At 50.7% G+C, this 25,859-nt stretch carries 21 protein-coding genes and 1 other annotated feature; of the genes, 7 read left to right on the plus strand and 14 right to left on the minus strand.

What is annotated here, in order from left to right:
- Positions 1-60: 60 nt before the first annotated feature.
- Both R50912_RS29050 and R50912_RS29055 read right to left on the minus strand, forming a co-directional pair.
- Positions 61-1,641 (minus strand): response regulator, encoded by a 1,581-nt coding sequence (locus R50912_RS29050; RefSeq protein WP_042239843.1) that lies wholly within the window; start codon positions 1,639-1,641, stop codon positions 61-63.
- Between the two features lie 112 nt (positions 1,642-1,753).
- Positions 1,754-3,577 carry a sensor histidine kinase gene (locus R50912_RS29055; RefSeq protein WP_042239844.1) on the minus strand — a complete coding sequence of 608 codons (1,824 nt, stop codon included), beginning with the start codon at positions 3,575-3,577 and terminating at the stop codon, positions 1,754-1,756.
- Positions 3,578-3,768: 191 nt separating this feature from the next.
- Between R50912_RS29055 and R50912_RS29060 the strand changes: the two genes are divergently transcribed.
- The 3 genes from R50912_RS29060 (at position 3,769) to R50912_RS29070 (ending at position 6,927) form a co-directional block, all read left to right on the plus strand.
- Positions 3,769-4,659, plus strand: a complete 891-nt coding sequence (locus tag R50912_RS29060; RefSeq protein ID WP_039300685.1) for a carbohydrate ABC transporter permease — start codon at positions 3,769-3,771, stop codon at positions 4,657-4,659.
- A complete protein-coding gene (locus R50912_RS29065; RefSeq protein ID WP_042239845.1) occupies positions 4,659-5,495 on the plus strand; it encodes a carbohydrate ABC transporter permease in 837 nt (278 codons plus the stop codon). Before R50912_RS29060 ends, R50912_RS29065 begins: the two co-directional genes overlap by 1 nt.
- Before the next feature lie 115 nt (positions 5,496-5,610).
- Positions 5,611-6,927: an ABC transporter substrate-binding protein gene (locus R50912_RS29070; protein ID WP_042239846.1), complete on the plus strand. Its 1,317-nt coding sequence runs from the start codon at positions 5,611-5,613 to the stop codon at positions 6,925-6,927.
- Positions 6,928-7,180: 253 nt separating this feature from the next.
- On the opposite strand, the gene R50912_RS29075 is transcribed toward R50912_RS29070, so the two are convergent.
- The 5 genes from R50912_RS29075 to R50912_RS29095 all read right to left on the minus strand — a co-directional run bounded on the left by R50912_RS29075 (position 7,181) and on the right by R50912_RS29095 (position 13,083).
- A complete protein-coding gene (locus tag R50912_RS29075; protein ID WP_042239847.1) occupies positions 7,181-7,384 on the minus strand; it encodes a hypothetical protein in 204 nt (67 codons plus the stop codon).
- An 88-nt stretch (positions 7,385-7,472) separates the two neighbouring features.
- Positions 7,473-8,768 carry an Nramp family divalent metal transporter gene (locus tag R50912_RS29080; protein ID WP_042243574.1) on the minus strand — a complete coding sequence of 432 codons (1,296 nt, stop codon included), beginning with the start codon at positions 8,766-8,768 and terminating at the stop codon, positions 7,473-7,475.
- Between the two features lie 356 nt (positions 8,769-9,124).
- The gene (locus R50912_RS29085; protein ID WP_042239849.1) at positions 9,125-9,328 is read right to left on the minus strand and encodes a hypothetical protein; all 204 of its coding nucleotides are present in this window, start codon (positions 9,326-9,328) and stop codon (positions 9,125-9,127) included.
- Positions 9,329-9,401: 73 nt separating this feature from the next.
- Complete coding sequence (locus tag R50912_RS29090; protein WP_042239852.1) at positions 9,402-11,105, minus strand: glutamine--tRNA ligase/YqeY domain fusion protein; 1,704 nt, start codon at positions 11,103-11,105, stop codon at positions 9,402-9,404.
- Between the two features lie 77 nt (positions 11,106-11,182).
- Positions 11,183-11,444, minus strand: a binding site (T-box leader).
- Positions 11,445-11,526: 82 nt separating this feature from the next.
- Positions 11,527-13,083: a tetratricopeptide repeat protein gene (locus R50912_RS29095; RefSeq protein WP_042239854.1), complete on the minus strand. Its 1,557-nt coding sequence runs from the start codon at positions 13,081-13,083 to the stop codon at positions 11,527-11,529.
- Positions 13,084-13,233: 150 nt separating this feature from the next.
- On the opposite strand from R50912_RS29095, the gene R50912_RS29100 reads away from it, so the two are divergent.
- Positions 13,234-14,499: an oxalate decarboxylase family bicupin gene (locus tag R50912_RS29100; protein ID WP_081956709.1), complete on the plus strand. Its 1,266-nt coding sequence runs from the start codon at positions 13,234-13,236 to the stop codon at positions 14,497-14,499.
- A 331-nt stretch (positions 14,500-14,830) separates the two neighbouring features.
- Here R50912_RS29100 and R50912_RS29105 read toward each other — a convergent pair whose 3' ends face one another.
- Positions 14,831-16,120, minus strand: a complete 1,290-nt coding sequence (locus R50912_RS29105) for an arsenic transporter (protein ID WP_042239856.1) — start codon at positions 16,118-16,120, stop codon at positions 14,831-14,833.
- Between the two features lie 120 nt (positions 16,121-16,240).
- Entirely contained in the window at positions 16,241-16,567 is a 327-nt protein-coding gene (locus tag R50912_RS29110) for an ArsR/SmtB family transcription factor (protein WP_042239857.1), read from the minus strand.
- Positions 16,568-16,817: 250 nt separating this feature from the next.
- On the opposite strand from R50912_RS29110, the gene tnpA reads away from it, so the two are divergent.
- The 3 genes from tnpA to R50912_RS29125 all read left to right on the plus strand — a co-directional run bounded on the left by tnpA (position 16,818) and on the right by R50912_RS29125 (position 19,937).
- Positions 16,818-17,216 (plus strand): IS200/IS605 family transposase, encoded by a 399-nt coding sequence (gene tnpA / locus R50912_RS29115; RefSeq protein WP_156123401.1) that lies wholly within the window; start codon positions 16,818-16,820, stop codon positions 17,214-17,216.
- Positions 17,217-17,225: 9 nt separating this feature from the next.
- Complete coding sequence (gene tnpB, locus R50912_RS29120) at positions 17,226-18,299, plus strand: IS200/IS605 family element RNA-guided endonuclease TnpB (protein WP_042239860.1); 1,074 nt, start codon at positions 17,226-17,228, stop codon at positions 18,297-18,299.
- A gap of 591 nt (positions 18,300-18,890) precedes the next feature.
- On the plus strand, positions 18,891-19,937 hold the full coding sequence (locus R50912_RS29125; RefSeq protein WP_042243579.1) for an LLM class flavin-dependent oxidoreductase: 1,047 nt from the start codon (positions 18,891-18,893) through the stop codon (positions 19,935-19,937).
- A 106-nt stretch (positions 19,938-20,043) separates the two neighbouring features.
- On the opposite strand, the gene R50912_RS29130 is transcribed toward R50912_RS29125, so the two are convergent.
- The 5 genes from R50912_RS29130 to R50912_RS29150 form a co-directional block, all read right to left on the minus strand.
- The gene (locus R50912_RS29130; protein WP_042239861.1) at positions 20,044-20,829 is read right to left on the minus strand and encodes an alpha/beta fold hydrolase; all 786 of its coding nucleotides are present in this window, start codon (positions 20,827-20,829) and stop codon (positions 20,044-20,046) included.
- A 29-nt stretch (positions 20,830-20,858) separates the two neighbouring features.
- Positions 20,859-21,344 (minus strand): cysteine hydrolase family protein, encoded by a 486-nt coding sequence (locus tag R50912_RS29135; protein WP_042239863.1) that lies wholly within the window; start codon positions 21,342-21,344, stop codon positions 20,859-20,861.
- Between the two features lie 444 nt (positions 21,345-21,788).
- Entirely contained in the window at positions 21,789-22,643 is an 855-nt protein-coding gene (locus R50912_RS29140) for a carbohydrate ABC transporter permease (RefSeq protein WP_042239865.1), read from the minus strand.
- A complete protein-coding gene (locus R50912_RS29145; protein WP_042239867.1) occupies positions 22,633-23,616 on the minus strand; it encodes a carbohydrate ABC transporter permease in 984 nt (327 codons plus the stop codon). The genes R50912_RS29140 and R50912_RS29145 overlap by 11 nt, the downstream gene beginning before the upstream one ends.
- Before the next feature lie 62 nt (positions 23,617-23,678).
- On the minus strand, positions 23,679-25,097 hold the full coding sequence (locus R50912_RS29150; protein WP_081956711.1) for an ABC transporter substrate-binding protein: 1,419 nt from the start codon (positions 25,095-25,097) through the stop codon (positions 23,679-23,681).
- Positions 25,098-25,859: the final 762 nt, after the last annotated feature.

Raw genomic sequence — 25,859 nt, forward strand, 5'->3', positions numbered from 1 at the left:
GCCCATATAGCTATTATCGGTTTAACGCTGGAAAATGTTGAAAGGTAATTGGGCCTTCCATTAGCCCTCCTCCTCTTGCTTACGGTACTCCCGCGGTGTCACTCCGGTCGATTTCTTGAAGACACGGCTGAAATATTTCTCATCTTCATACCCCACCAGCTCCGCAATCTGCGATAGCCGTAGATTCGTATTCTGCAGCAGCGTCTTCGCCTTATCCATTCTGAGGCCGGTTAAATAATCCGACAGATTCTCCCCGGTGATCTGCTTGAATTTGCGCGACACGTTCTCCCTGCTGATGAAAAAGCGCTCCGCGATATGCTGCAGCGTCATATCCTGCGCATAGTTCCGGTTCAGGTACTCTCTGATCTCCAGCACAAGTCTGCTGCCCTGAGCCTGCGAGCTGCCTTTGGACAGGCGCTGCAGCAGAGCCTTAAGCTGACTCTCCCAGTTCTCCACCGAGAACAGCCCCTGCGAGTCATAACATAATTCTAGGCTGATCTCCTCCTCCGGCCGCCAGCGCTTCAGAACAGCACAGATCTCCTCCTGCTGATGGAGGAAGCTGCTCTCCGTAAGCAGCGGTAAGCCGGCAAGCTCACGGGCCCACTCCTCCACAACCCGCTCCATCCGCTCCAGATCACCCGACAATACCGCGATTCTAAGCTTGTCCAGCTCCATATCCAGGGCGTAGTCTTCTTCAGGCCCACTCTCCCCCCCATCTGCTCTACAGAGATGTATCCGTCCATCACGCTGAAGAAGATTCCGTTCCTCCAGCCCTTGGCGTGCCTGGGCAAAAGCAGGCTGCAGCCCCTCCGGCAACGGGTTCAGCAGGCTGAGCCCAATATCCACCTGGACGCCATACGCCTGGCGGATCGATTCATTCACTCCGTTCAGTACCGTCTCCGCCTGTTGAACAGCATTCCACAACAGAATCACAAGCTCCCCCCCGCTCTGCCAGCTGCGGAAGGCATAGCCGCTGTAGTCTGGTGCCATAACCTCATTGCAGACATTGGCCAGCACAAAAGCCGTCAGCGCCACATCGCCATGAAATCTCTGCAGCAGACGGCAGTCTGCACCTTGCATCGAGATGACAGCCACTCTGCAGGAGGCTGCTCCAATCGGCATCCCCAGCTCTTCGCTGAGCGCCAGCTTCAGCTCCTGAAAGGAGGCATGCCCGTAGACCAGATCGGACAGCACCTTGTCCCAGTAGAGCGGACGCAGCACGTTCAGCTGCATATTCTGGCGCTGCGACTGCTTCCGCACCGCCTCCTCCTCCATCCACAGCTTAAAGGCATGCTCCGCCGAGGCAATCAGCTGCTTGCTGTTCAGCGGCTTCAGCAGATAATCAGTCCCGCCGTAGACAATGGCCGGCTTCACATAATTGAAATCCTGATACCCGCTGATGACAATGGTCTTCGTATTCGGATAATGCTTATGCAGCCATTCCAGCAGCTCGGCTCCGTCCATCAGCGGCATCCGCATATCCGTGAATACGATCGCCGGCTGATGCTCCTGCATCACCCGGGTCGCTTCCTGACCATTGGTAGCCTCATATATCGCGGAGATATTATATTTGTCCCAAGGAACAAAATAACGGATGGCCTCCCGCACATGCTTCTCATCATCTACAATCAGCACCTTCATTTCCAGCCGCTCCTTTCGGTTATGTCTGCACCCTTCTTCATTTATCACTCTATAATCAATAATTCATCGCGTTAAACATTCATACTGTAACTGTCTCTCCGGGAAGATGGCTTTATTCGCCTGGCCCCTCCAGCGGAATAATCAGGGTAACCGTAACCCCTTGACCCTCTTCATTATGCAGCTGCATCTCCGCCTCGCTGCCGAACTGCAGCCGCAGGCGGGCCAGCACATTATACAGGCCGATCTCTTCGTTCTCAGGCCGGCCGCTGCTTCTAAGTCCGGCTGTAATCTCCTCCAGCCGTTCCGGGCTAATCCCCTTGCCGTTATCCTTGACGGCAAGAACCAGCCGCGACTGCCCTTCCAGCGTGCAGTCTATCCGGATGACGGCTTCGCGGATTCCGTCCGCGAAGCCGTGCTTGAAGATATTCTCCACGATCGGCTGGAGAATCATCTTGGGCAGGACCGTCTCCAGCGCTGCTTCCGCCGCATGAATCTCCAGGCGCAGATTCTCTTCGCCGAACCGCTCCGTCTGCAGAATCACATAATTCTGCACATGCTCGATTTCATCGCGCAGCGGCACCTGCGTCCGCTCCGTATTCATGGAATAGCGCATCATGCTGCCCAGGGAATAGATGAGATCATACACCTTCGGCGCATTATAGCGCAAGGACAAGCTGGCGATGGACTGCAGGGCATTGTAGAGAAAATGCGGATTGACCTGAGCCTGCAGCGCCTTCAGCTGATTCGTCTTGTTCGCCAGCTCCAGGCGGTATTCCTTAACGATCAGGTCATTGATGGTCCGGGTCATGCCGGTGATCTTGCGGGTCAGCAGGCCGAATTCATCCTCCCGTTCGGCATCCATATGCGCATCCAGCTGGCCGATCTGCACCTTCTGGGTGAAGTTGATCAGCTTCTTAATCGGCCGGGTAAAGCCGATGGAGATGAGGACCGCGCTGATTCCCCCGATCAGGAGAAACAGCAGCCCGATCCCCATATTGAACCGGGTGATGATCCTCGCATCACCATACAGATCCTCGTAAGGCACCAGCTTGATGATGCTGCCGCTGAAGAGTGGGTCCTTGATATGCTTGTACATGACAATACCCTGGAAGCCGTCCTTTTTCCAGGTGAAATGCCCGCTGTCACTGTCTTCGGGAAGACGGCTCCATCCGGTCTCAACCGTTTTACCCACCCAGTCCGGATCAGAAGTGAACAAGGCCTTTCCCTGCTCATTCAGCACATACAGACGCTCCGTGTCCGAATTGTACATCGATTTGACGATGCCCTCCAGCTCTTCAAGGCTGTAATCAATCGACAGATCGGCCAATACACTGTCGCTGGGCGTGCGGTAGATGGGAAAATGCGCAGTGAAGACCGGAACGCTCCCCGGCTTCAGATTGGGGAAGCCGGACTTCACGCCGTATTGATGATCCATATGCGTCACTTCGATGTATGGCCGGTAGGTCCCCTCGGGATGCTCCGCCTTGGCATAATCTGCATTCTCTTCCCGGCGGAACAGTCCGCCCAGCAGCAGATTGGACTGCCGGGCCGCTCTGACGTAGAGATGGATCTGGAAGGTATTCCGGTCGGAGAGGAACAGATTGTACAGCTGGGTGGAGATCACGGCGCGGGTATCCGGCACAATCGTTCCATCAGGTACATGTTCATTGCTTTTGGCGGTAAGTAGTAGGGTATAGAAAGAACTGGGAACATTAATCCCGCTGTACAGCGACATCGCCTGCTGATTCATCCCGCTGAAGTAACTGCTGAGATTCGCTTCCCCCAGCGTCAGCAGCTTCGTATTCTGCTTCACGGACTGCTCCGTAACCGACTGCTTGGTATAGAGATAGGAGAAGGTAACGGATATGCCTGACGGAATCACTGACGCCAGCAGCACTAAGGCCATCAGCCGCGTCCGGATACTGTTTCTGAACATGGGGGAACCTCCTGTAAGTTTTGCGGAAGAACCGCTTCTCTGATATAACCTTGCAGCAAAACTCGCTCCGGAAGCAACACGGCTGCAATATAATCCACTTTTCTCATCATCAAATTGAGTGTTGGCGATGGCCCGGGCTTTCTATAATGAAGCTGTGAACACGTTGAAATATTATACAAAGGAGATTCCATATGAGAAAAGCTCTGCGCTTGCAACGAGGCTGGGGACAGCAAATCGTATTTCTCGGCCCCTGTCTGCTCTTTTTCCTGACCATTGTAGTCACTCCATTCTTCCTCGGCTTCTACTACTCTTCCACCGACTGGAACGGGCTCGATCTGGACAAAGCGGTCTGGACCGGCGCGGCCAACTGGAGACGGATTTTTACGAACGACGATAAGTTCTGGGAGTCTCTGCTCTTTACGCTCCGCTTCACCGTAATCTCCGTAGTGGCCGCCAATGTACTGGCGCTGCTGCTTGCCTTCATTCTGATGACGACGCTGAAGACGAAGAAGCTGCTGCGCACCATCTTTTTCATGCCCAATGTGATCGGCGGTATTCTGCTCGGCTACATCTGGCAGTTCATCTTCACCAAAGGCTTCGCCACGATCGGCGAGCTTACCGGGATTTCGTTCTTCCAGCTGCCTTGGCTGGGTACGCCCAGCACTGGATTCTGGGGTCTGGTCATTGTATTCGTCTGGCAGACTGCCGGGTATATGATGGTCATTTATATCGCGGCGCTGGCAGGTATCCCGAAGGATCTGGTCGAAGCGGCCAAAATTGACGGCGCCCGTGCCCCGCAGCTGTTCAAGAGTGTCTATGTCCCGCTGATTATGCCGGCGATTACGATCTGCCTGTTCCTGACAACCTCTAACGCGTTCAAGATGTTCGATCTCAACCTGTCATTGACCAAAGGCGGACCGGGGACCTCGACCCAGTCACTGGCCTATAACATTTATGCGGAAGCGCTGATCAACAACCGTTATGGCCTCGGTACGGCCAAAGCGCTGCTCTTCTTCGCGGCTGTTTCACTGATCACGGTCACACAGGTCTGGCTTACCAAAAGAAAAGAGGTGTCGGCGTAATGAACAGCAGCAGATACCGGCCCAGAAACTTCGTTCTAGAGATCATCTCCATACTTCTGGCTATTATATTCTTATCCCCCTTCTACCTGGTGCTAAGCAATTCGGTTAAAGGGCTTAAGGACATCCTGATCGACGCCGCTTCCTGGCCGCAGGTGTTCCACTGGGATAATTACTCGAAGGTCTGGAATGCCATTGACTTCCCGCAAGCCTTCTTCAGCTCCCTGCAAATCACTGTCTTAAGCGTAATCTTCATTGTCCTGTTCAGTTCGATGGCCGCTTATCAGATTGTACGGAAGCCGACACGCTTCAATTCCTTCGTCTTCCTGCTGCTGGTCTCGGCGATGATCATTCCGTTCCAGTCGCTGATGTTGCAATTAGTCCGTGTGACCAGTATTCTGGAACTTCGCGGAGAATTATACGGGATCGTGGCCTGCTATCTCGGCTTCGGAATGCCGCTGTCGGTGTTTCTGTTCCACGGATTCATTAAGACAGTGCCTTTTGAGCTGGAGGAAGCGGCGCGGGTGGACGGCTCCAATCCGTACGGCGTATTCTTCAAAATTGTGTTCCCGCTGCTCATGCCGATTATTGTAACGGTCATTATCCTTAACACGCTGTGGATCTGGAATGACTATCTGCTGCCGGTGCTCGTCATCGGGGGAAATAAGGATCTGACGACCCTGCCGGTTGCAGTGACCAAGTTCTTCGGGCAGTACACCAAGAAGTGGGATCTGGCCCTTGCGGGTCTCGTGATGGCGATTACGCCTATCCTCATATTCTTCCTGTCCCTGCAGCGTTATATTGTCGAAGGTGTAACCACAGGCTCCATTAAGGGATGATCGCGAGATCCCCTTGCAACAATATCCACTTTTTCGAGCAAAATATTAAGTGTAAGTCCACTCTCATTTGGATTACGATCTAGTTGCAGGAAACACAGACCAGGGAGGTTATTCTATGAAAAGAAAGTTCGCGTTCGTTATCGCAACCGTTTGCACACTTATTATCGCAGGTTGCGGGAATAGCGGCAATACGAATTCCGCAGGCAATGGAAACGCAACCAATGCTCCTAATGCGTCAACCGAAACCACAGCACCGGAAGCAACCAAGGCACCTGCCAAGGATGTTACGATCAAAATGTTCCAGTTCAAGGTTGAAATTGCCGAGCAGCTGAACGCACTCGCCGAAGAATATGAGAAAGAAACCGGTGTGAAGGTCGAAGTGGAAACGCATGGCGGCGGTGAAGACTACGGCGCGTTGCTCAAAGCGGAGATTGCTTCCGGCTCTGAACCGGAAATTTTCAATAACGGCGGTTATACTGCCCTCGTACCTTATATGGACCGCGCCACTGATTTGAGCAATGAGCCTTGGGCCGCCAATCTGATCCCAACCGCCAAAACGCCGGCAACCGTGGACGGCAAGCTCTATGGTATGCCAATGAACGTAGAAGGCTATGGACTAATCTACAACAAGGATCTGTTCGCCAAAGCCGGCATTACGGAAGAGCCTAAGACCCTCCCGCAATTGAAAGATGCGGCAGCCAAGCTGAAATCCGCCGGCATCACACCGTTTGAAGCCACTAATGAGTGGTGGTCGATGGGGATTCACCTTGTGAACGTAGGTCTGGCCCACCAGCCTGATCCGAAGCAGTTCATTGATGATGTCAAAGCCGGTACGCAGACGATCAAAGGTAACGCCGTATTCGAGCAGTGGCTGGATCTGGTGGATGTGATCTTCGACAATGCCCAGGATAACAAGATGACTACCGACTATGCTACCCAGGTTGCGGAATTCGCATCCGGCAAAGCCGCGATGATGCTACAGGGTAACTGGACGCAAGGCGATATCGACAAAATCGATCCTGCCCTGAATCTGGGCCTCCTCCCGCTTCCGATCAGCGACGAAGAAGGCACTATCCTTGTAGGCGTACCTAACAACTATGTGGTGAACAGCAAATCCGAGCATCCGGAAGAAGCTAAAGCCTTCCTGAACTGGCTCGTCTCTTCCGAAACCGGCCAGAAGTATCTGACCAAGGAATTCAAGTTCATCCCGGCTGAAACTAACGTTGCTGCCGACGCAGCAGATATCGGCCAGGTTGCCGTTGCCGTGCAGGAGAAATCCGCTACCGCCCTCGGCTGGAACTGGGATATGTTCCCTGACGGTGTAACCCAGGGCTTCGGCGCTGCGATGCAGGAATATCTCGGCGGACAGCTTGACCGTGATAAGCTGCTGGAGAGTCTGGATAAGGCTGTGCAGGATATTGTGAAGCAATAGGAACTAATAAAAAGCAAGAGGTGCCTCAAAGCCAAAATGGCTTGGGTGCCTCTTTTTTATATTTGTTTTAGAGCAGGATTTACGTTGGCACTTTAGAGCACGCTCCGCAAACGGAACGTTGTTCCAATCGCTCTTGTATCCAGATTTTATTTATTCCCCTTTACGGTGAAAATCCGGATACAAAGGCGACCGCTCCGCTTTTCCACAATCATTCCGTCCGCTCCGCTGTTTAAGAGGGGGAGTTTCTACAATCTTAAAGACCACTTCCATCGAAATGAAAGGGATTTATCCCCTTCATTTCCCTCAAATACCCGCCCACAGCGAATTCAAAGGGATTTATCCCCTTCATTTCCTCCAAATACCCGCCTACAGCGAATTCAAAGGGATTTATCCCTTTCATTTCCTCATCCCTCGCCACTTCCCCGAATTCAGTAGCACTTCTACGCAAAAATAACAAAAGGCCCTCCCAAGCCATCGTTCATGGCTTTGGGACGACCCTTTTGAAGGAAGATTCACAGCGTAAAACATTAATGACCTTACAGCAGTTACACAAACATCTCAACAATCAGGAACAAATTTAGTGACACTACCAGAGCCGAGATAATCCAGCCGAGGAGGGTGGTGATCCGGTGGTTCACCAGCCCCTTCATGATTGTGCGGTCGCTTGTGAAGATCACGAGCGGAATGAGGGCAAAGGCAATCCCGAAGGACAAGACGACCTGGCTCATCACCAGTGCACTAGTAGCGTTAATCCCGAAGGCGATGATGGTCAGCGGTGGAATGATTGTAATCGCCCGCCGCAGGTAGAGATTGATCTTTTTATTAATGAAGCCTTGCATGACCACATCACCAGCCATTGTACCGACCGACGAGCTCGACAGACCTGCGATCAGGAGGCCGAGGCCGAAGGAGATGGCGGTAACCGGTCCTGCCAGATTGCGGAACTGCTCGAAGGCGACATCCAAATCCTCAACGACCAGACCATTCTTGAAGAACAACGCCGCAGCTACAACCACCATGGCCATATTCACGGCACCGGCAATCAGCATGGCAATCAGAATATCGATGAATTCCAGCCGGAAGATCTGTTTCTTCTCCCGCTCATCGATCCCGACGACCCGGCTCTGGGTCAGCGAGGAATGCAGATAAATCGCATGCGGCATAACCGTCGCGCCGAGAATTCCGGCAGCCAGCAGGATGCTGTCCACACCTTCGAATCTTGGAGTGAACATTCCGGCAACTACACTGCCCGCATCGGGCTTCGCCATAATGACCTGGAATGCAAAAGCCAGAACAACAATCATCACCATCCCGGCAATTCCGGCCTCCAGGGTACGGTAGCCGCGCCGCTGGAGCTCCAGAATAGCGAAAGATCCTACTGCGGTAATCAGCGCAGCGGGCAGCATCGGTATACCGAACAGCAAGTATAGTCCAAGGGCTGCCCCGATAAATTCCGCCAGGTCAGTAGCGATAATAACCAGTTCACTCTGAATCCACAGGAAGATGGACACGCCCCTCGGGAATTTCTCCCGGGCTACCTCAGGCAGATTCTTACCGGTGGCAATGCCAAGCTTGGCGGATAAGGATTGTATAAGGACAGCCATCAGATTCGAGGCAAAGATAACCCATAATAACAAATATCCGTATTTCGAGCCTGCAGTAATATTAGTGGCGAAATTGCCGGGGTCCAGATACGCTACAGAAGCGATAAAAGCCGGGCCCAAGAAAGGAAGGAGTCTCTTCAGTCCTTTGACATCTCCATTCAGCACCGATTGTGCCGAATGTTTATTAGTATGTCCTTTTAGTATAGGGGATGATTCTACTGCTGTATTTTGCTCCATCATTTTCTATCCCTCCTCTTGCCCGGAAAAAGTTGTCTATATACACGAAAGTTTCCCTGATGCAACATTTGATTTGTTTTCATTATAATCTGCTAATTGAGAAATGTAAATGTATTTTCATTGGATTTTTCATCCGGAATGGCATCCTGATTAATACACACGATATCCGCCCAGATGCTCAAAAATATATTATGTGCAAACCTGCGGCAAAGTGATGCTCCAGCCTAAGAAGTCATTACCCCGCCCGCTGCTTCGCAAACTAAAATGCATCTGTCACAGCGTACAAAAAAACGGACGAGCTTCAGGAGTTAATCCTGACTCTCGCCCGCCGGGCATTCCAGTGTGATCCACACTGCTTAAGAGGTAATACTTTGGATATCAGCGCGCATCTGTTCATTCAGCAGCTTCAGTTCATTCAGCTCTTGCTGCAGCTTCTCCACATCCGCCTGCTTCCGCGAGTGGCCTCCATGTCCATGTTTGCCGCGCATGCCGGGCATTCCGAACATCATGAGAATCATCATCAGCGGACAGATCAATGTAACCAGCCAGGACCAATTCATGGTTATTCCTCCTCCGGGATTCAAGGTACTGCCATCAGTATAGCCGCCGTTTGTGGAGAAACTGTGTTGAAGCTTATTTTTCTGCTTTCCCTTTCCAGGTGTCCTTCAGCGGAACAATTCTGTTGAATACCAGCCTGTGATCAGAACTGTGCTTGCTGTCGATACAGAAATAACCGTGACGCAGGAATTGAAATTTGTCCCCGGGCTGTGGTTTATCCGCAAGCGGCTCCAGCAAGCAATCCTTTAGCAAAGTGGCAGAATCCGGGTTGATGTACGCTTCCCAGGTCTCCCCTTCCTCCTTCGGCCCTTCATTGTCTACAAGCAACTTCTCGTACAGATACACATCACTTTTGACCGCATGCTCAGCGGACACCCAATGGATGGTTCCTTTTACCTTCCGCCCGTCAAAACCGCTCCCGCTTCTCGTATCCGGATCATAGGTGCAGCGCAGCTCGACAATCTCACCAGTTTCCTTATCCTTAATCACTTCATTGCAGCGGATGAAATACCCACCCTTCAGCCGTACTTCACCGCCAAGCGTCAGTCTGCGGAAGCCCTTGGAAGGTATCTCCATGAAGTCCTCCCGCTCGATATAGAGTGTGCCGGAGAATGGAACGTCTCTTGTGCCGAGCGCGGGATTCTCACTGTTGTACTCAATGTTAAGAGATTCAGAAGCCCCGGCTTCGTAATTGGCAAGCACAACCTTCAGCGGATTCAGCACGGCCATGATAGCCGGCACCTTCGCTTTAAGATCCTGTCTTACGCAGTGCTCCAGCAGCGAGAAATCGACCATTGCCGTATTGCGGACCATCCCGATCTCCCGGACAAAATCCTTGATGCTCTCCGGCGTGAATCCGCGTCTGCGCAGTCCACGGAGCGTAGGCAGACGCGGATCATCCCAGCCGTCCACATACTTCCCGGCAACCAGCGCCCGGAGATACCGTTTGCTCGTGACCACTCCCGTCAGATTCACCCGGCCGAATTCCCTTTGCTTAGGGGGTTCAGGAATATTCAGCTCCTTAAGCACCCACTCATACAGCGGCCGGTGATCCTTGAACTCAATGGAGCAGAGTGAATGCGTTACCCCTTCAATGGCATCCTGAATCGGATGAGCAAAATCATACATCGGATAGATGCACCAGTCCTCCCCCGTGCGGTAGTGCTCTGCATGAATGATCCGGTAGAGTACCGGGTCGCGCAGATTGATGTTGGGCGAAGACATGTCGATTCTGGCCCGCAGCACCTTTGCACCGTTAGGATATTCTCCATTACGCATCCCCCGGAACAGCCGCAGATTCTCGTCCGGCGACCGGTCCCGGTACGGACTGTCCTTACCAGGTTCGGTTAATGTCCCCCTGTAGGACGTTACTTCCTCCGGAGTCAGGTCGCAGACATAAGCTTTCCCCTTAAGAATCAGTTCCTCTGCGCTGCGGCAGATTTCCTCCGAATAATCAGAGCCATAATAGATATGCTCTCCCGGGCTGCAGCCCAGCCATTCCATGTCCTCGGTAATAGCTTTTACATACTCCATATCCTCCTTCAGCGGGTTGGTATCATCGAAGCGCAGATGGAATCTGCCGCCATTCTTACGGGCAATCTCAACATTCGTGTGGATGGCAAAAGCACTGCCGATATGCAGATACCCATTGGGCTCCGGCGGAAATCTTGTGCAGATCTCCCTGCTGTAGACTCCGCCCTCCACGTCTTCTCTGATCAGCTTATCCATATAATTCTCCGGCACGGCCGGTTCACTCTCATTCACATTAACGTCAGTCATTCTGATCTCCTCCTGTATATTGGTGATACCTGCCCTCACGGGACAACAAAAAAGAACCTCACCTCCAAGACTGTAGTCTTGGGGACGAGATTCTCGCGGTACCACCCCAGGTTTATTAATATGTCGCCATATTAATCTCATCAAGTACGGCACTGCCGGCAGGCAGGACTTATACTCTAGCTCTGTAACAGGAGCTCCTGTTGTACCATCCCCGGCCATAGCCGGTTCCGGTGCACCGCTCAGAGGCTTGTTTCGGTCCAGCCTTCCCTGCTCCTTCGCACCACCCGGAGCTCTCTGTGAGGGAATGAATAGACGTACTCTTCTCGTCATCGCGTTTGATCATTTGATCCAGAATAACAAATCACAGGCTGGGTGTAAAGTGTAGCAATGTCCGTTGGCGGCAGCAGCCTGCGGGACAACCTTACCCCTGGCTCAGCGCCGCCAAAAGCTCCAAGGCTTCCTCATGCTCCGGCTCAATCAGAAGTGATCTGCGCGTATAATCCAGCGCTGCTTCGTCATCCTCCTGCTCGTAGCTGCAAATAGCCAGGCAGTACAATACAGTAATTACCGGCTCCTCCTCACTGGATGCAAGCGAATGTTCCAGGAAGCGGCGGGACTCCCCGTACTGCTCCATCTCGAACAGCAGCAGACCGCAGTCGAGCGCCAGATCATATTTCTGCGGCATCGGATAGAAGCCTTTCCACATCAGATTAATCCCGCGCTGCAGGTCCAGCAGCTCATCATCACTGGCATCCGGCAGCAGAGCGGAGATACGCTCCGCACTCTGGATGAACAGCTCGGCATCATAGCCGCCCAGCCGCCAGAAGGCCAGGATCTGCTGCATGCCGATCGTATCGTAATTTTTGTCGATCCACACCTTCAGGCTGAAGAAATCATCCGGGCCGAACCGCTCTACAAACCGCCGGTAGGCCAGACGGGTATGGGGATGGAGCATCGGCTCTTCAAGCATCAGAATGCAGCCGACATTCAGATTCTTATAATGATGCTGTGTGAACTGGGACTTGGCGCCCTTCCGTTCAAAATAATGCACCAGCGCATGATAATTTGCCGTGAGTGAAATGCTGCCGTGATGAATCAGCTTCGGCGGCTCGGCGAATTCCCAGTTCTCCAGCCGGTGGTCGCCCTTATCTGCGGTAAGCAGCAGGAAGCTCCCCTGGGAGAGAGCCCCGAGACGTTCCATACAGGAAATGGCCGCCGCCGGGAACAGGATATGCGAATCCTCCAGCTTGTCCAGATAGAATGAAATCACTTCATGGTACTTGTATGAAGGATCCTCATAGCCTTCGGCCCGCTTGTAATGATATTCCGGCACCAGATCCCGCAGTACTTCGGACGTGCTCATCGAGCCGGACTGCTCGGGATATTTTAACGAAACCTCACATTCATAAATCTTGCCTTCATCAATATAGAGCAGTTCCTGCTGAATACTATCGAAGAAGTAGTTGGCGATCACCATCAGCGGCTGCTGCAGTCCGCCGGGCTTAATCACTATTCCGCTCTGCGTCAGGGACAGCTCTGTATCCTGCACCGCATCAAAGCGGGCGAAATCAAGAATCCCCTGCTCCACAAAAGGCTTCAGACCTTCATGCTTCTGCCAGCCCTCAATATTCTTCCAGGGCAGATCGCTCATGACGTAGCGGAAAGGAGGCAGCAGCACTCCGGCATACTGGATCAGCTCACATAGCTGCTGCAGAACATGGAACGCCAGGCGTCCGACACCTGCGCCAAGCTCCAGAATAATAACCGGTTCTGTAGTATGCCCCTTCTCCGCACGGTCCTGCAGAAATCCGAAGATCATCTCCGCATACGCTGTTCCGATCATCGGATTGCTTGTAATGTACTGTGGGACCTGGTCATTCGCCCAAGCCTGCAGCCCGAGCTGCTCATAATACCTGCGCTGCAGTTCCCATATTGGCGCTTCACTGAAGCGGTATCGTTCTTGTCCGTCTATTGTCATTAGTTCAAACCCTGCTCTCTGATTATCGTACGGAAATTTGTCCGGTAGTCAAATATTATCACATTTCGCTCAGCCCTTCACAACTCATAAGTGGCATACTGGCGCATATATTTCTTGGAGTGCTGTACGATCCAGAAAGGAGCTTAAGCCATGAACCCTGCCGAACCCGGTTCTTCTAGCAAGCCCGTTATCCCCCAGCCTATCCGCAGTGACGGTGCAGGCAATGTTGACCTCGGCCCCCGCGATATTCTGCGCGACCGGGAGAATCCCGATATGTTCGTCCCGCCCTCTACAGATAACGGGCTGATCCCCAATCTGAAGTTCTCCTTCTCCGACGCCCATATGCAGCTGAACTTCGGCGGCTGGTCCCGGGAGGTTACCGTCAGAGAGCTGCCAATTGCCACCACCCTTGCCGGGGTGAATATGAGCCTGACGCCGGGCGGAGTACGCGAGCTGCACTGGCACCAGCAGGCGGAATGGTCCTATATGCTGCTCGGCAGCGCCCGGATTACCGCCGTGGATCAGAATGGCCGGAACTTCATTGCCGATGTCGGCCCGGGCGATCTGTGGTATTTCCCTCCGGGCATCCCGCATTCAATCCAGGGGCTGGCGGAGGGATGTGAATTCCTGCTTGTTTTTGACGATGGAGGCTTCTCAGATCTGAACACCCTGTCGATCTCCGACTGGTTTGCCCATACGCCGCCAGAGGTCCTGTCCGCCAACTTCGGCGTACCTGAATCTGCATTTGAGTGTATTCCGAAGGAACAAGTGTATATTTATCAGGATCAGGTGCCCGGCCCCCTTGAGAGTCAGAGAGTCGAGTCGCCTTACGGGGAAATTCCGCTGAGCTTCAAGCATCAGCTGCTGGCCCAGCCGCCGCTTCGGACGCCCGGGGGCAGTGTGCGGATTGTCGACTCCAGCTATTTCCCCATCTCCCGGAACATTGCCGCCGCGCTGGTGGAGATTGAGCCCGGCGGCATGCGGGAGCTGCACTGGCATCCGAATAATGACGAGTGGCAGTATTATCTGACCGGGCAAGGCCGGATGACGGTCTTTGGCGGGGACGGCGCAGCGCGTACATTTAACGTCAGAGCCGGAGATGTCGGCTATGTGCCTTTTGCCCAGGGACATTATATACAGAATACCGGGACAGACACGCTCTGGTTCCTGGAAATGTTCCGCAGCGACCGGTTCGCCGATGTCTCCCTGAACCAGTGGATGGCGCTTACCCCCCATGAACTGGTCAGCAGCAATCTGAATGTGGGGCCGGAGCTGATAGATGCCCTGCGCAAAGTGAAATGGCCTGTCGTGAAATACCCGGATCAGGATCAGGATCAGGATCAGGATCAGGATCAGGATCAGGATCAGGATCAGGGGCACGAGCATGGGCATGGGCTTGGGAAGCAGAAGGAGTAGCGCGTGGTTTTGCTCAGTTTGAGACCGGATTGGGCAGGTCAGTCTGCCCTATGGCCTTATCTTTACCCCAACCAGGCGGCTGAAGTGATAATCTTTAAGGTCAGCTGTATAGATCGGCCTTAATGTTGTACATTCTGCAATATCTTAATGATCATCCTATAATTAATGGGTAACTCCAATTGTTCGAACTGTATCTCTTTCTAGAACAACATAAAAAGCGGTCAGACACCCCGTCTGCACCGCTTTTTGTACTTAATTCGTTTGTATTTCGTTCCCGTATAGGAAATAGATTGTCTTTTTGCTAATGTCTGACTTCTCCTTCAGGACTAGATTAGAACAGCTTCAGTTGCAGATACAAACCTAACAATGTGATAAATAGCGTCGGAATTGTCAGAATAATTCCTGTTTTGAAATAAGTGCCCCAAGAGATCTTTACACCTTTGCCTGATAGCACATGCAGCCACAGCAGAGTAGCGAGCGAGCCGATCGGCGTAATCTTCGGACCCAAATCGGAACCGATGACATTCGCGTAGATCAGAGCCTCTTTAATGAGACCTGTCGCCTGTGCGTTATCAATGGCCAGCGCCCCAATCAGCACAGTCGGCAGATTATTCATCACTGAGGAGAGGATCGCGGCGAGGAAGCCCATCCCCATCGTTGCTGCGAACAATCCGTGTTCCGCAACCTCACTGATCATCTCTGCAAGCACATCGGTCAGTCCGGCATTGCGCAAGCCATACACCACGACATACATACCAATGGAGAAAAAGACAATCGCCCACGGCGCGCCCTTGACCACTTCCATCGTCTTGACGTAAGGACTCCGGCGGGCCATGAGCAGGAAGCAAACCGCGATTACACCTGCCACGACAGAAACCGGAATGTTCAGAAATTCACTGACAAAATATCCGGCCAGCAGAAGCGCCAGCACGCCCCAGGATAACCGGAACATCCGCTTGTCCTTAATCGCCTCCTCCGGGAGCTTCATCCCGGCAGTGTCGTACACTTTGGGTATACTTCTGCGGAAGAACAAGTATAAGACCAGAATACTGGCGGCGAGCGAGAACAGCGTAGGCAGCAGCATACGTCCTGCATATTCCGTGAAGCTGATGCCGAAGAAATCGGCCGATACAATATTGACCAGATTGCTGACGATCAGCGGCAGCGAAGTCGTGTCGGCGATAAACCCGCTGGCGATAATGAAGGGAAACACTTTTTTCTCATCAAAATTCAGCGCCCGGACCATCGCCAGTACAATCGGTGTCAGGATCAGCGCTGCCCCGTCATTGGCAAACAACGCAGCTACCACTGCACCCAGCAAGATAACATAGATGAACATCAGTGTACCGTTGCCGCGTGCCGCCGCTGCCATATGCAGTGCCGCCCATTCAAAGAATCCAACACGGTCGAGTATCAAAGAAATCAGAATAATAGCTACAAAGGCCAGCGTGGCATTCCACACAATCAGCGTCACATCGCGGACATCCCCGAAGCTGACCACGCCTGCCGCCAGGGCCAGCAGCGCTCCGCCGCAGGCTGACCAGCCAATGGATAACTTCCGCGGCTGCCAGATCACAAACATTAAAGTAATAACAAAAATAAGGCTGGCTAGGACAACCATAATCCCGCCCTCCGTTTGACCCGCAGCAACATTTCCCGCAGCACTCCCCAATCCGATATATTTATATATAAGAGTAACGCCAGCCTATCCTCCAGACGTTCTCATCGATCTAGTGTTGTATCAGTCGCAGCAGGCAGTAACCTCTGTCTTATTCAGTGACGCCAGCAGAGTATGTGAATCCGGCAGTCCATGCAGGACGGCCGTGATATGCGGCTTGCCCTCCACATTCAGGGAGTAATGCACCCACTGCCCGCGTTTGCTCTCCTTCACCATCCCCTTATCCTTCAGTTTACGCAGATGCTGGCTGATTGCCGGCTGCGAGATCTCAAAGAGTTCGACGAACTCACAGACACACCATTCCCGCTCCTGCAGCAGTCCAAGCATCATCAGGCGGGTCTTGTCTCCCAGAAGCTTCAGGTCATCAGCCACCTCGTTAAGCTTATCCATCGCGGTTCAGCCTCCTCATTATATAAGCCAATTCTTATATACTAAAACAGTCCTATCAAAAGGACAAGAGGTAATATTTCAATTCTATAGTTACCCTGTTTTCAGGAATTTTTTTAACAGTTAGCTGTCAGAATTCCCCCACTTCTCTAAGTGGCGGGATGAGTGTCAGCGGTCTTTCTCATAGACAAATACAACCTAAAATATTACAATAAAAGTATTCAGTAGTATTATGAAATAGGTTGTGATATCCGTGGAATTAGACACAAATAATCATTCAGTATTCTCTCTTCATTATCATCTTATTCTAGTCGTGAAGTACCGCAGAAAAGTAATAGACGATGACATTTCGAATCGGTTACAAGAGATATTTGAGTCCATTCAGCCTAATTACAATATCACCCTGCAGGAATGGAAGCATGACAAGGATCATGTTCACATTCTAATGAAAGCTCACCCCAATAGCGATATTTCTAAATTTCTGAACGCTTATAAGAGTGCATCCTCCCGTCTAATTAAGAAAGAATTTCCTGTAATTCGTCAACAGCTGTGGAAGGAATATTTCTGGTCCAGAAGTTATTGTCTCCTGACGACTGGCGGTGCGCCGATTGAAGTCATCCGGAAGTACATCGAATCTCAAGGTCAGAAATGAGGTGGGCAGGTGTTAAAGGCTTATAAGTATCGAATCCATCCCACCTATGAGCAAGAGCAGTACTTCACTAAAGTATTCGGCGCTGTTCGCTTCATCTACAATCGAATGCTTGCAGATAAGATTGAACATTACAAGCAAACGGAAACGATGCTCCAAACGACACCTGCGCCCTACAAAAAGGATTTTGCCTGGCTGAAAGAAGTGGATAGTCTAGCCTTAGCCAATGCCCAGCTTCACTTAGAGAAGGCGTATCAGAATTTCTTCCGTGAACCGAACGCGGGATTTCCAAAATTCAAGAGCAAGAAGAAGAATAGCCATAGCTTCACAACCAATAACCAGAAGGGAACCATTGCCATTACAGAGGGAAGGATCAAAATCCCCAAACTAAAAACGAAAATCAAAATCAAGCTGCACCGTCCATTCGAGGGACGTATTAAATCATGCACCATTTCCAAAACACCCACGGGAAAATATTACGCTTCCGTATTGGTGGAAACGGATATCATCCCATTGCCCCCACTCGAGACGAAGATCGGTGTGGATCTGGGGTTGAAAGACTTTGCGATTCCTTCACATGGCGAAATCATACCGAATCCGAAGTACTTGCGGAAGTCTGAACAACGATTAGCCAAGCTGCAAAAGGACTTGTCACGAAAGAAGAAAGGGAGCCGTAACCGGTATAAAGCAAGGCTGAAGGTCGCCAGACTGCATGAAAAAATAGCGAATCAACGGAAAGACTTTTTGCACAAAACGTCCACCCAAATGATAAACGAAAACCAAGTGATCGTGATGGAGGACTTGCGTGTAAAGAACATGATGCAGAATCATAAGTTAGCCAAAGCCATATCCGAAGTGTCTTGGAGCCTGTTCAGAGACATGCTGACCTACAAAGCGAAATGGTACGGCAGAGAATTAATCATTGCTCCCAAACACTTTGCAAGCAGTCAATTGTGTTCCTGCTGTGGCTACAAAAATGCAGAAGTAAAGAACCTAGCCGTACGGGAGTGGTCCTGTCCTGCCTGTCATACAGAGCATGACAGAGACCGGAATGCGGCACTGAATCTTCTACAACTAGCCATGTAAATGGCCCTTAGCGGGTTAGGAACTAGCCTATAAGCTTGGGTAAACTTGGAGCAGTAGCTCTATTGACCAAGAAGCACCCACCTCTTAGGTGGTGTGTAGTTCACTACGCTTAAGTACTAACCTTCTCTGCCGGTTCATATGCTAGATTATGGGGAACGCAGCAGCTTCTTGGAGAGGAGATGCAGGTCCGAAGAGCCATCCTTGCCAGTGGATTGGAGGCCGGACCACCATGAGTACAGATCAGCTCATCGCATTGCTCGTTCTCATCATTATGATCGTACAGCTTGCTGTCAAAAAGGATAAATCCTGAGGACAGCAAACAGCCAAGCGGATCCGGGTTCATCCCGGTCCGCTTGGCTTTGTTTGGCTGGGCCGCTGATCCGGCCGGTTATTTCACATAAATGCGAATCTGACGCCATCCGTACGCTACCCCGTACCCGGTATCCGCTGCCGCTGCCATTCCGTTATCATCCAAGCGGCAGTAGCTTCCGGAATAAATTTCACTTACTAAAGTTGAGAAACATTATAAAGTATAGTAGAATGGGTACATGAAGAAGGGGGCGGATTAATATGTCCGAAGAGAAACAATTGATGGAAATAGGAATAAGCACGTTTTTGGAGACTACGCCTGATCCGGTAACCGGCAAGGCCATTAGCCATGCGGAGAGACTGCGCGAAGCCGTAGAAGAAATTGTGCTCGCTGACCAGGTGGGCCTGGACGTATATGGCATAGGTGAGCATCACCGGGCCGATTATGCAGGCAGTGCTCCGGCTGTGGTTCTTGCCGCAGCGGCAGCTACGACCAAGCGAATCAGACTGACCAGCGCTGTCAGCGTCTTGTCTTCAGATGATCCGGTCCGGGTGTACCAGGATTTTGCCACTCTGGATGGACTTTCGAATGGCCGGGCAGAGATTATGGCGGGCCGTGGCTCATTCATTGAGTCCTTCCCGCTGTTTGGCTATAGCCTGGATGATTATGATGAATTGTTCGAGGAGAATCTGGAACTGCTGCTGGCGATCCGCGCTTCCGAGAAGGTCACCTGGCGCGGCGGCCATCGCCCGGCGATTAATAACCTTGCCGTCTATCCCCGCGCCGTCCAGGATCCGCTTCCCGTCTGGGTCGCCAGCGGCGGCAATCCTGAATCCGCCGTGCGGGCCGGAACGCTTGGTCTTCCGATCGCTTTCGCGATCATTGGCGGCATGCCGGAACGCTTTGCTCCTCTCGTCGCCTTATACAAGGAGGCGGCTGTCCGCGCCGGACATAATCCAGACAAGCTGCAGATTGCCACGCACTCCCACGGCTTCGTAGGTGAAACTAACGAACAGGCAGCCGCCTTGTTCTACCCGTCCACCGCAGCCCAGATGAATGTCATCGGACGCGAACGGGGCTGGGGCGGAACCTATAACCGTGCGGCCTTTGACGATGCCCGCAGCCTGCGCGGCGCACTCTATGTCGGCGACGCTGAATATGTAGCCGAGAAGATCCTCCTGCTGCGCAAGAATCTTGGCGTGACCCGCTTCTTCCTGCATGTGAATGTAGGCACCATGCCGCACCGCGAGGTGCTGCGCGCCATTGAGCTATTGGGCACCAAGGTTGCCCCTATCGTGCATGAGGAATTAGCCCGTACCGGGGGTTAAATAACTGATATTGTGACCCTAATACGCCAAAAACACTTCAGCGCTTAAACGGCTCTTGAAGTGTTTTTGGCGTATTCTTATACCTGTTAAATTAAAAGAAGCGGTATTACAGCGGACTTAGCAATTCATGCATCGCCGCTGCCACATCTGCCGCATTCGTAATCGGCAGGAAGTGATAGCCGTTGCCGATTATTTTCACATCCGCATCAGGGTGGGCAACCTTGAAAAGCTGCATTTTCTCCAGACTAAATTCATCCATACTCTCTTCTGCCAACAGCAATATCAAAGGAATATCAGCCGTTTGCTTCAGGCAATAATCGGTGGCAGTTACTTCCTTGCTCAGACGATTTAAGGCCTGTTCACGGCTATGGTGCATATAGGAATCACCCTGCAGGTAGAAGTTATTCATTAAATAGTCCTTGAATACTTGTCGTTCAGATTCAGCAAGCTTGTCCATCGCCAGGATGGTTTCATCCACTGCCTGCTCAAGCTCCTCCAGACTATCAATGACAGGTAACGTAATCTCCCCCTCATCCTCTTCCCTGTCCGCAAGGAAATAATATCCGCCATCGAGCAAAGTAAGTGACTTCACATAAGCAGGATACTCCGCATAAAAGGCCTCACATATCCATGCGCCGATAGAATTGCCTACGAGATGCGCTTCCGAAATCTGTAACTCATCCAAAATATCCTTAATCTCCTGCACAAAAGCTCCAATATCAGCATCGGCCCGATCCTCACGGTTATGACCCGGCAGGTCAATGGCGATGATCCGAACAGTCTCCATTTGTGCAGCCAGAGGAGCATATATTTCCTTTCGTTCACCCAGCGCCGGGAGCACCACTAGCGTTTGACCGTTGTTCTCCGCATTGTAGACCATATACTGTTCCATTGTTCTTCCTCCAGCCCTGCGATACTCCCTTACTGCACCAGCGCCTCAATCACTGGATAAGAAATCAGACTCCGGTCTCTATAGGTTGCAGGAATCACATCACTTTGTGAGCTTAGAATTCCATTTTGCAGGAGTACGGCTTTGAAGCCTCTCTCCAGAGCCCCGTTATAGGTGAACAGTACGCAGTGCTCAGCGGCATATCCCGAGAGAATCAGCAGATCAATGCCCTGCTCCAGCACAATCTGCTCCAGGTCCGTCTTCCAAAAAGCATTCGAATATTCCTTCGTCACTCTAAGATCTGTCTCCTTAATTTCGATTCCGGGAATGATATTGAACTTCGCTTCCTCTGAAGGCTGCATACCCTCAATGTCCTGAACATGAATCACGGTATGATCTTTGGAACGCAGCAGTTCTGCAGCATAGTTAATATACTCGCAGGCCTTATCGATTACTTTCTGTTCCACCTTGCCCAAATGCACCTCTTGCAGATCAATAATCAGCAAACCGATTTTCATCCATTCTTCCTCCCTGTGAGCTAAATAAAAGAAACTTCACATCATCCTTTCAATTGTACAATATGCTCTGACTCATCCGATATTTATTTTTTGACAGCTCCAGTTGCCATCACCATGAACGGACAGCGGAAGCCGCACCACCGATACGCTTACGCCCTGCGAAGCCATTGCAAGCGCCGTTTCAGCGAGAGATAGAAGGATAACTTATCATGTGAAACATAAAATTTGTATATTTACAAAAAAACTCCCGATAATGTTATCCATTATCAGGAGTACGCCTGTTGATTAGCCAAAATAAGTAGCAAAGAAATCGCTCATTCCGTAAATCTTCTACACCTCTGCAGATCTCCGCAATGTGGCGGCCTCAAGAAAAAGTCTACTACGTTTCCATAACCATAATTTAGCTAATCAACAGAACTCAATTTGGGATGAATCTGAGTGGGTTTATTCTTTGACGCCGCCAAGCGCTACGCCCGCGATAATGTAACGGGACAACAGGAAGTAGACTACGAACAGCGGTAAAGCTGTCAGCGCCAGCCCCATATAGATCGAGCCGAACGACGTCTTGTATATATCCCCGCGCAGCAAGCTGACCATGATCGGCATCGTATACTTCTCTTTCTGGGTAAGCAGGATGAGCGGCATGAACAGGTTGTTCCAGTTGCCCACGAAGGCGAAGATCGCCTGTGTCGCCACAGCCGGAGCCATCAGCGGCAGGATAATCCGGTTAAAGGTTTTGAACTCACTCGAGCCGTCTACCCGCGCAGCTTCAACGATCTCTATCGACAGCGTGGCCAGCAGATACTGGCGCATAAAGAATACCACCGCCGGTGCGGCAATTGCCGGAAGAATCAGCGGAAGGAAGCTATTGGTCCAATGAATTTTATACATGAACTGATAGAATCCGATGGCACTGGCCTGGGAAGGAATCATCATTACACACAAAATAAAGGTAAAGAATGCCCCGCGCAGCTTCCAGCTATAAGTCACAAGACCATAAGCCGTCAGGGAGGAGAAATAGACCGTTAAGAGAGTAGCTGAAGAAGAGATAACAAATGAGTTGATAAACCCCTGAATCGGATCGAAGCTCTTTTCAAGCAGCAACTTCAGATTGTCCATCATATGGGACGAAGGAAACAATGAGATACCGCTTTGAATTTCTGCTGAAGAACGGGTGGCGTTTACAAACATGATCCAAAACGGAAGGACGCTGAGCACCGCCAGACAGATACAGACGATATAGATAATCGTCTTGTTTATCTTCCGGGTGACGTTTCCGCCTTTTTGATTATTGTCCATGTGCTACGCCCCCCTTTTGGCTGCTCTTGGTGGATTTCCGATGCATTTTTTCGATTTTTTTAAGTCTTGCCGCGTCACGGTCACGCATTAGATAGAACACAAATGCAGACAATATCCCTGAAATCAAGAACATAATCATGCTCGCAGCAGCAGCACGATTGTACAAATAGCTTCCCTTAAAGGCTTGCCCATAAATGAACATGGACGTGGTAAGCGTAGAGTCATCCGGTCCGCCCGCAAGGAAGAGCTGTGGAATATCAAACATGGTCAAACCACCGACCATCGATGTAATCAGTGTGAATAGTAGAATTGTACGTAAACTTGGCAGCGTGATCTTGAAGAACGTCTGAACTCCGTTTGCACCGTCAATCGATGCAGACTCGAAGAGCGCGGGATTGATACCCATAACACCTGCGATCAGAATGATCATGGTGTTCCCGTACCACATCCAGAACTGGATGAACGCCACAATGCCCCGCGCTGTCGTCTTATCCTGAAGGAAGTAGATCGGAGCGTCGGACCAACCCATCATTTCAAAGAAACTGTTTACTGGACCCATTGGATAGCCAAACAGAGTACTGAAAAGCAAGGCGATTGTACCCGCAGTAATAATATTAGGCATATACAGCAGAACCTTGAAGAAACCTTGTCCTTTTATTTTGAGACGCTGGTTCGTAAACCATGCAGTAAGCAAGAGTGCAAGAAGAATTTGGGGAACGAAGTTGACAATCCAGAGTATCCCGGTGTTAATCAGAGATTTTCGGAAAGAGGCGTTACTAAGGATCAAATCTTTGAAATTCTGAAAAGGATTATCCAAAATATGTATTGGTTTTGGTATTAATCCCTGCAAATCGGTGAACCCGATGAATGCGGTGTATAAAATAGGATACAGCGAGAAGATCAGAAATGCCAAAACAAACGGAAACGTAAAAATATAGCCAAATTTAGAGTAGTTCACACCATTGCGGCGCATGCTCTCACCCCTTTAGTTGATATGAAGGGGCGGGATGACTCCCCCGCCCCTTCGATTGCTTTTTATTCGCTATCGATATTCAGTTGATCTTTGACTTGCTGTTTGAAGGTTTCGATCGCTTTAGCACGGTCTTTGTTGCCTGCAGTATATTCGCGTACTTGATCACGCCAGAGCTTGTTGATCGTTTCGTCGAATGCAGTCAAGTTCTTACCGGAAGCGTTGGCATTAGCTGGAACAAAGATATCGAAAATGTTCTGTCCGCCAACCAATTCCAAATCACCTTTAGATTTATCCATAACAACGGAGGAAGCAACACTGTCCTTCGCACCTTGCTCGCCAGCTTTCATTGTTCCGTTAGCCCAGGAGTACTGGAGTCCGGTTTCAGAGGTGTCGAGTGTTACCCACTTGATAAAGTCGGCAACGGCTTGTTTTTTGGCTTCGTCCTTGACTACATCTTTGTTAGCGATCAACCAAGTGCCTCCCCAGAAGAAGCCTGTTGGTGATTCAGTAACTGCCCAGTCACCCTTTGTTTCTACTGCATGTTCGCTTAACGTATAGTTAATGAGCCACGCAGGACCGAAGAAGCCGAAGACCGGTTTTGCACCAGTACCGTTCATATCAGCGAACCAGGCTTCTTGCCAGTCTGTCGTATCGTTGTAATAGTCGTTGTCTTTCAGCTTCTTGGAAAGATCGAGGAACTCTTCGCGCTTCGGATCAATATGCAGCTTGCCATCGACAATCCAGCCTTTATCAGAACTGTTCTCGACCGCGTGCCAGAGATCCCCATCTCCAGAAACTGCGGCATATCCTTTAGCTTTCAGCTTTTCTGCTGCACTGAAGAACTTATCCCAGCCTGGACCAATTTCATTCTTGATCGTAGCCGGGTCATCTGTTCCAAATACATCCTTGGCAAGCGAGCGGCGATAGATAAAGGCTCCGCCTGTCGCCTGATAGCCAAGACCTTTCAGCTGGCCGTCTTTGCTGCCGATATCAACAGAATATTGAGCGATACCTGCGTCCTTAACCATTTGATCAGTAAGGCCCAGGTCAGCATAATTGGCGGCAAAAGTGGATGCATCGCCTTGTGTATATTTGAGTACGAATGCCCCTTCAGTAGCGTAAATATCTGGTGCATCTTTTCCGCCAGCGGCCAGCGCCTGGTCAAGAGCAGGCTGATAGGCTCCATCTGTAGTTGCAACAATCGTAGTTTTGAATTCCACATTCGCTTCAGGATGTAGCTCCATGTACTTCTTGGTCATGTTTGGAATCTCGTCCGTGAAGCTCCAGAGATTGATAGTAACTTTCTCACCAGATCCTGCTGCTGGAGCAGTTGTAGCCTCTGTAGCAGTATTAGCTGCTGGAGCAGTTGTTGCGTTTGCGCCGGATGAGCTTGAATTATTATTGCCTCCACACGCTGCCAGAGCAGATGACATCAAAACCAGTGTAGAGATCCCCGCTAGAACACGCTTCATACTTTTCATACTTTGCCTCCCCTTTTATATTCAATCCTCGGTTTTATGTAACCGCATTCATATTATATTGCCAGACGCTCTCAGACATAAGGACCCCTCATTGGGAAAAATACCACTATTTTTGGGTCCTGTCCCAAAAAGACATAAAAAAAGACACCCGGGCATTGCTGCCTTAGTGTCCCGATTATAAAAATCTTAATTGAAGGACTACAGCCTGTTGTCCGGAGATGCCTTCATCTGTAGTATTCTTTTCAAAAGCAATCCGTCACTAGGGTAATACACTCCATAACGCGCAAAGATTCTTGGATATAAATTAACTATTATTGTTCTCAGATTTATAATCATAAATAGCAACGGAAGATAATAATTACCTTCACTGCCAATTCCAAGCGTCAAGTAGATAATCCCCATTACAACAATCTGTAACATTACTCCGCCGAGAGCAAAAATATAAATATTGTTCCCGGGATATTCACACTCCAAATCTGTCTCCAGTCTCCTATGAGCGCTACCAGTACCCCCGCTTTATTTGACGGCTCGATCATGGATAATATTCAAAAGCATGCGTCTCCCTCTTTGCTCACAGTTCTATTTCCATGACCGCTTTATTTAGAGTATTCACCCTATATATTTGAACTACGTACCTGCTTCATCTATCCGGTTAACCACCTCGATTACTTCTTCCTCCAGAGCAAGTTTAATATGCACTTCTTCATTTAGAAACGAATTTTCGCTTATAATAAGAGAAGAAGGAATACCGAAAAAGCAGGA

It is taken from the genome of Paenibacillus sp. FSL R5-0912, from assembly GCF_000758605.1.
GTDB lineage: Bacteria > Bacillota > Bacilli > Paenibacillales > Paenibacillaceae > Paenibacillus_AQ.

Excerpts from the sequence above, each read along its gene's own strand:
- R50912_RS29100 (WP_081956709.1), top strand. The coding sequence starts at position 13,234 with ATGAACCCTGCCGAACCCGGTTCTTCTAGCAAGCCCGTTATCCCCCAG.
- R50912_RS29145 (WP_042239867.1), bottom strand. The coding sequence starts at position 23,616 with ATGCGCCGCAATGGTGTGAACTACTCTAAATTTGGCTATATTTTTACG.
- R50912_RS29140 (WP_042239865.1), bottom strand. The coding sequence starts at position 22,643 with ATGGACAATAATCAAAAAGGCGGAAACGTCACCCGGAAGATAAACAAG.
- R50912_RS29095 (WP_042239854.1), bottom strand. The coding sequence starts at position 13,083 with ATGACAATAGACGGACAAGAACGATACCGCTTCAGTGAAGCGCCAATA.
- R50912_RS29085 (WP_042239849.1), bottom strand. The coding sequence starts at position 9,328 with ATGAATTGGTCCTGGCTGGTTACATTGATCTGTCCGCTGATGATGATT.
- R50912_RS29150 (WP_081956711.1), bottom strand. The coding sequence starts at position 25,097 with ATGAAAAGTATGAAGCGTGTTCTAGCGGGGATCTCTACACTGGTTTTG.
- R50912_RS29130 (WP_042239861.1), bottom strand. The coding sequence starts at position 20,829 with ATGGAACAGTATATGGTCTACAATGCGGAGAACAACGGTCAAACGCTA.
- R50912_RS29050 (WP_042239843.1), bottom strand. The coding sequence starts at position 1,641 with ATGAAGGTGCTGATTGTAGATGATGAGAAGCATGTGCGGGAGGCCATC.
- R50912_RS29055 (WP_042239844.1), bottom strand. The coding sequence starts at position 3,577 with ATGTTCAGAAACAGTATCCGGACGCGGCTGATGGCCTTAGTGCTGCTG.
- R50912_RS29070 (WP_042239846.1), top strand. The coding sequence starts at position 5,611 with ATGAAAAGAAAGTTCGCGTTCGTTATCGCAACCGTTTGCACACTTATT.
- R50912_RS29110 (WP_042239857.1), bottom strand. The coding sequence starts at position 16,567 with ATGGATAAGCTTAACGAGGTGGCTGATGACCTGAAGCTTCTGGGAGAC.
- R50912_RS29125 (WP_042243579.1), top strand. The coding sequence starts at position 18,891 with ATGGAAATAGGAATAAGCACGTTTTTGGAGACTACGCCTGATCCGGTA.
- R50912_RS29065 (WP_042239845.1), top strand. The coding sequence starts at position 4,659 with ATGAACAGCAGCAGATACCGGCCCAGAAACTTCGTTCTAGAGATCATC.
- R50912_RS29090 (WP_042239852.1), bottom strand. The coding sequence starts at position 11,105 with ATGACTGACGTTAATGTGAATGAGAGTGAACCGGCCGTGCCGGAGAAT.
- R50912_RS29105 (WP_042239856.1), bottom strand. The coding sequence starts at position 16,120 with ATGGTTGTCCTAGCCAGCCTTATTTTTGTTATTACTTTAATGTTTGTG.
- R50912_RS29080 (WP_042243574.1), bottom strand. The coding sequence starts at position 8,768 with ATGGAGCAAAATACAGCAGTAGAATCATCCCCTATACTAAAAGGACAT.
- R50912_RS29060 (WP_039300685.1), top strand. The coding sequence starts at position 3,769 with ATGAGAAAAGCTCTGCGCTTGCAACGAGGCTGGGGACAGCAAATCGTA.
- R50912_RS29135 (WP_042239863.1), bottom strand. The coding sequence starts at position 21,344 with ATGAAAATCGGTTTGCTGATTATTGATCTGCAAGAGGTGCATTTGGGC.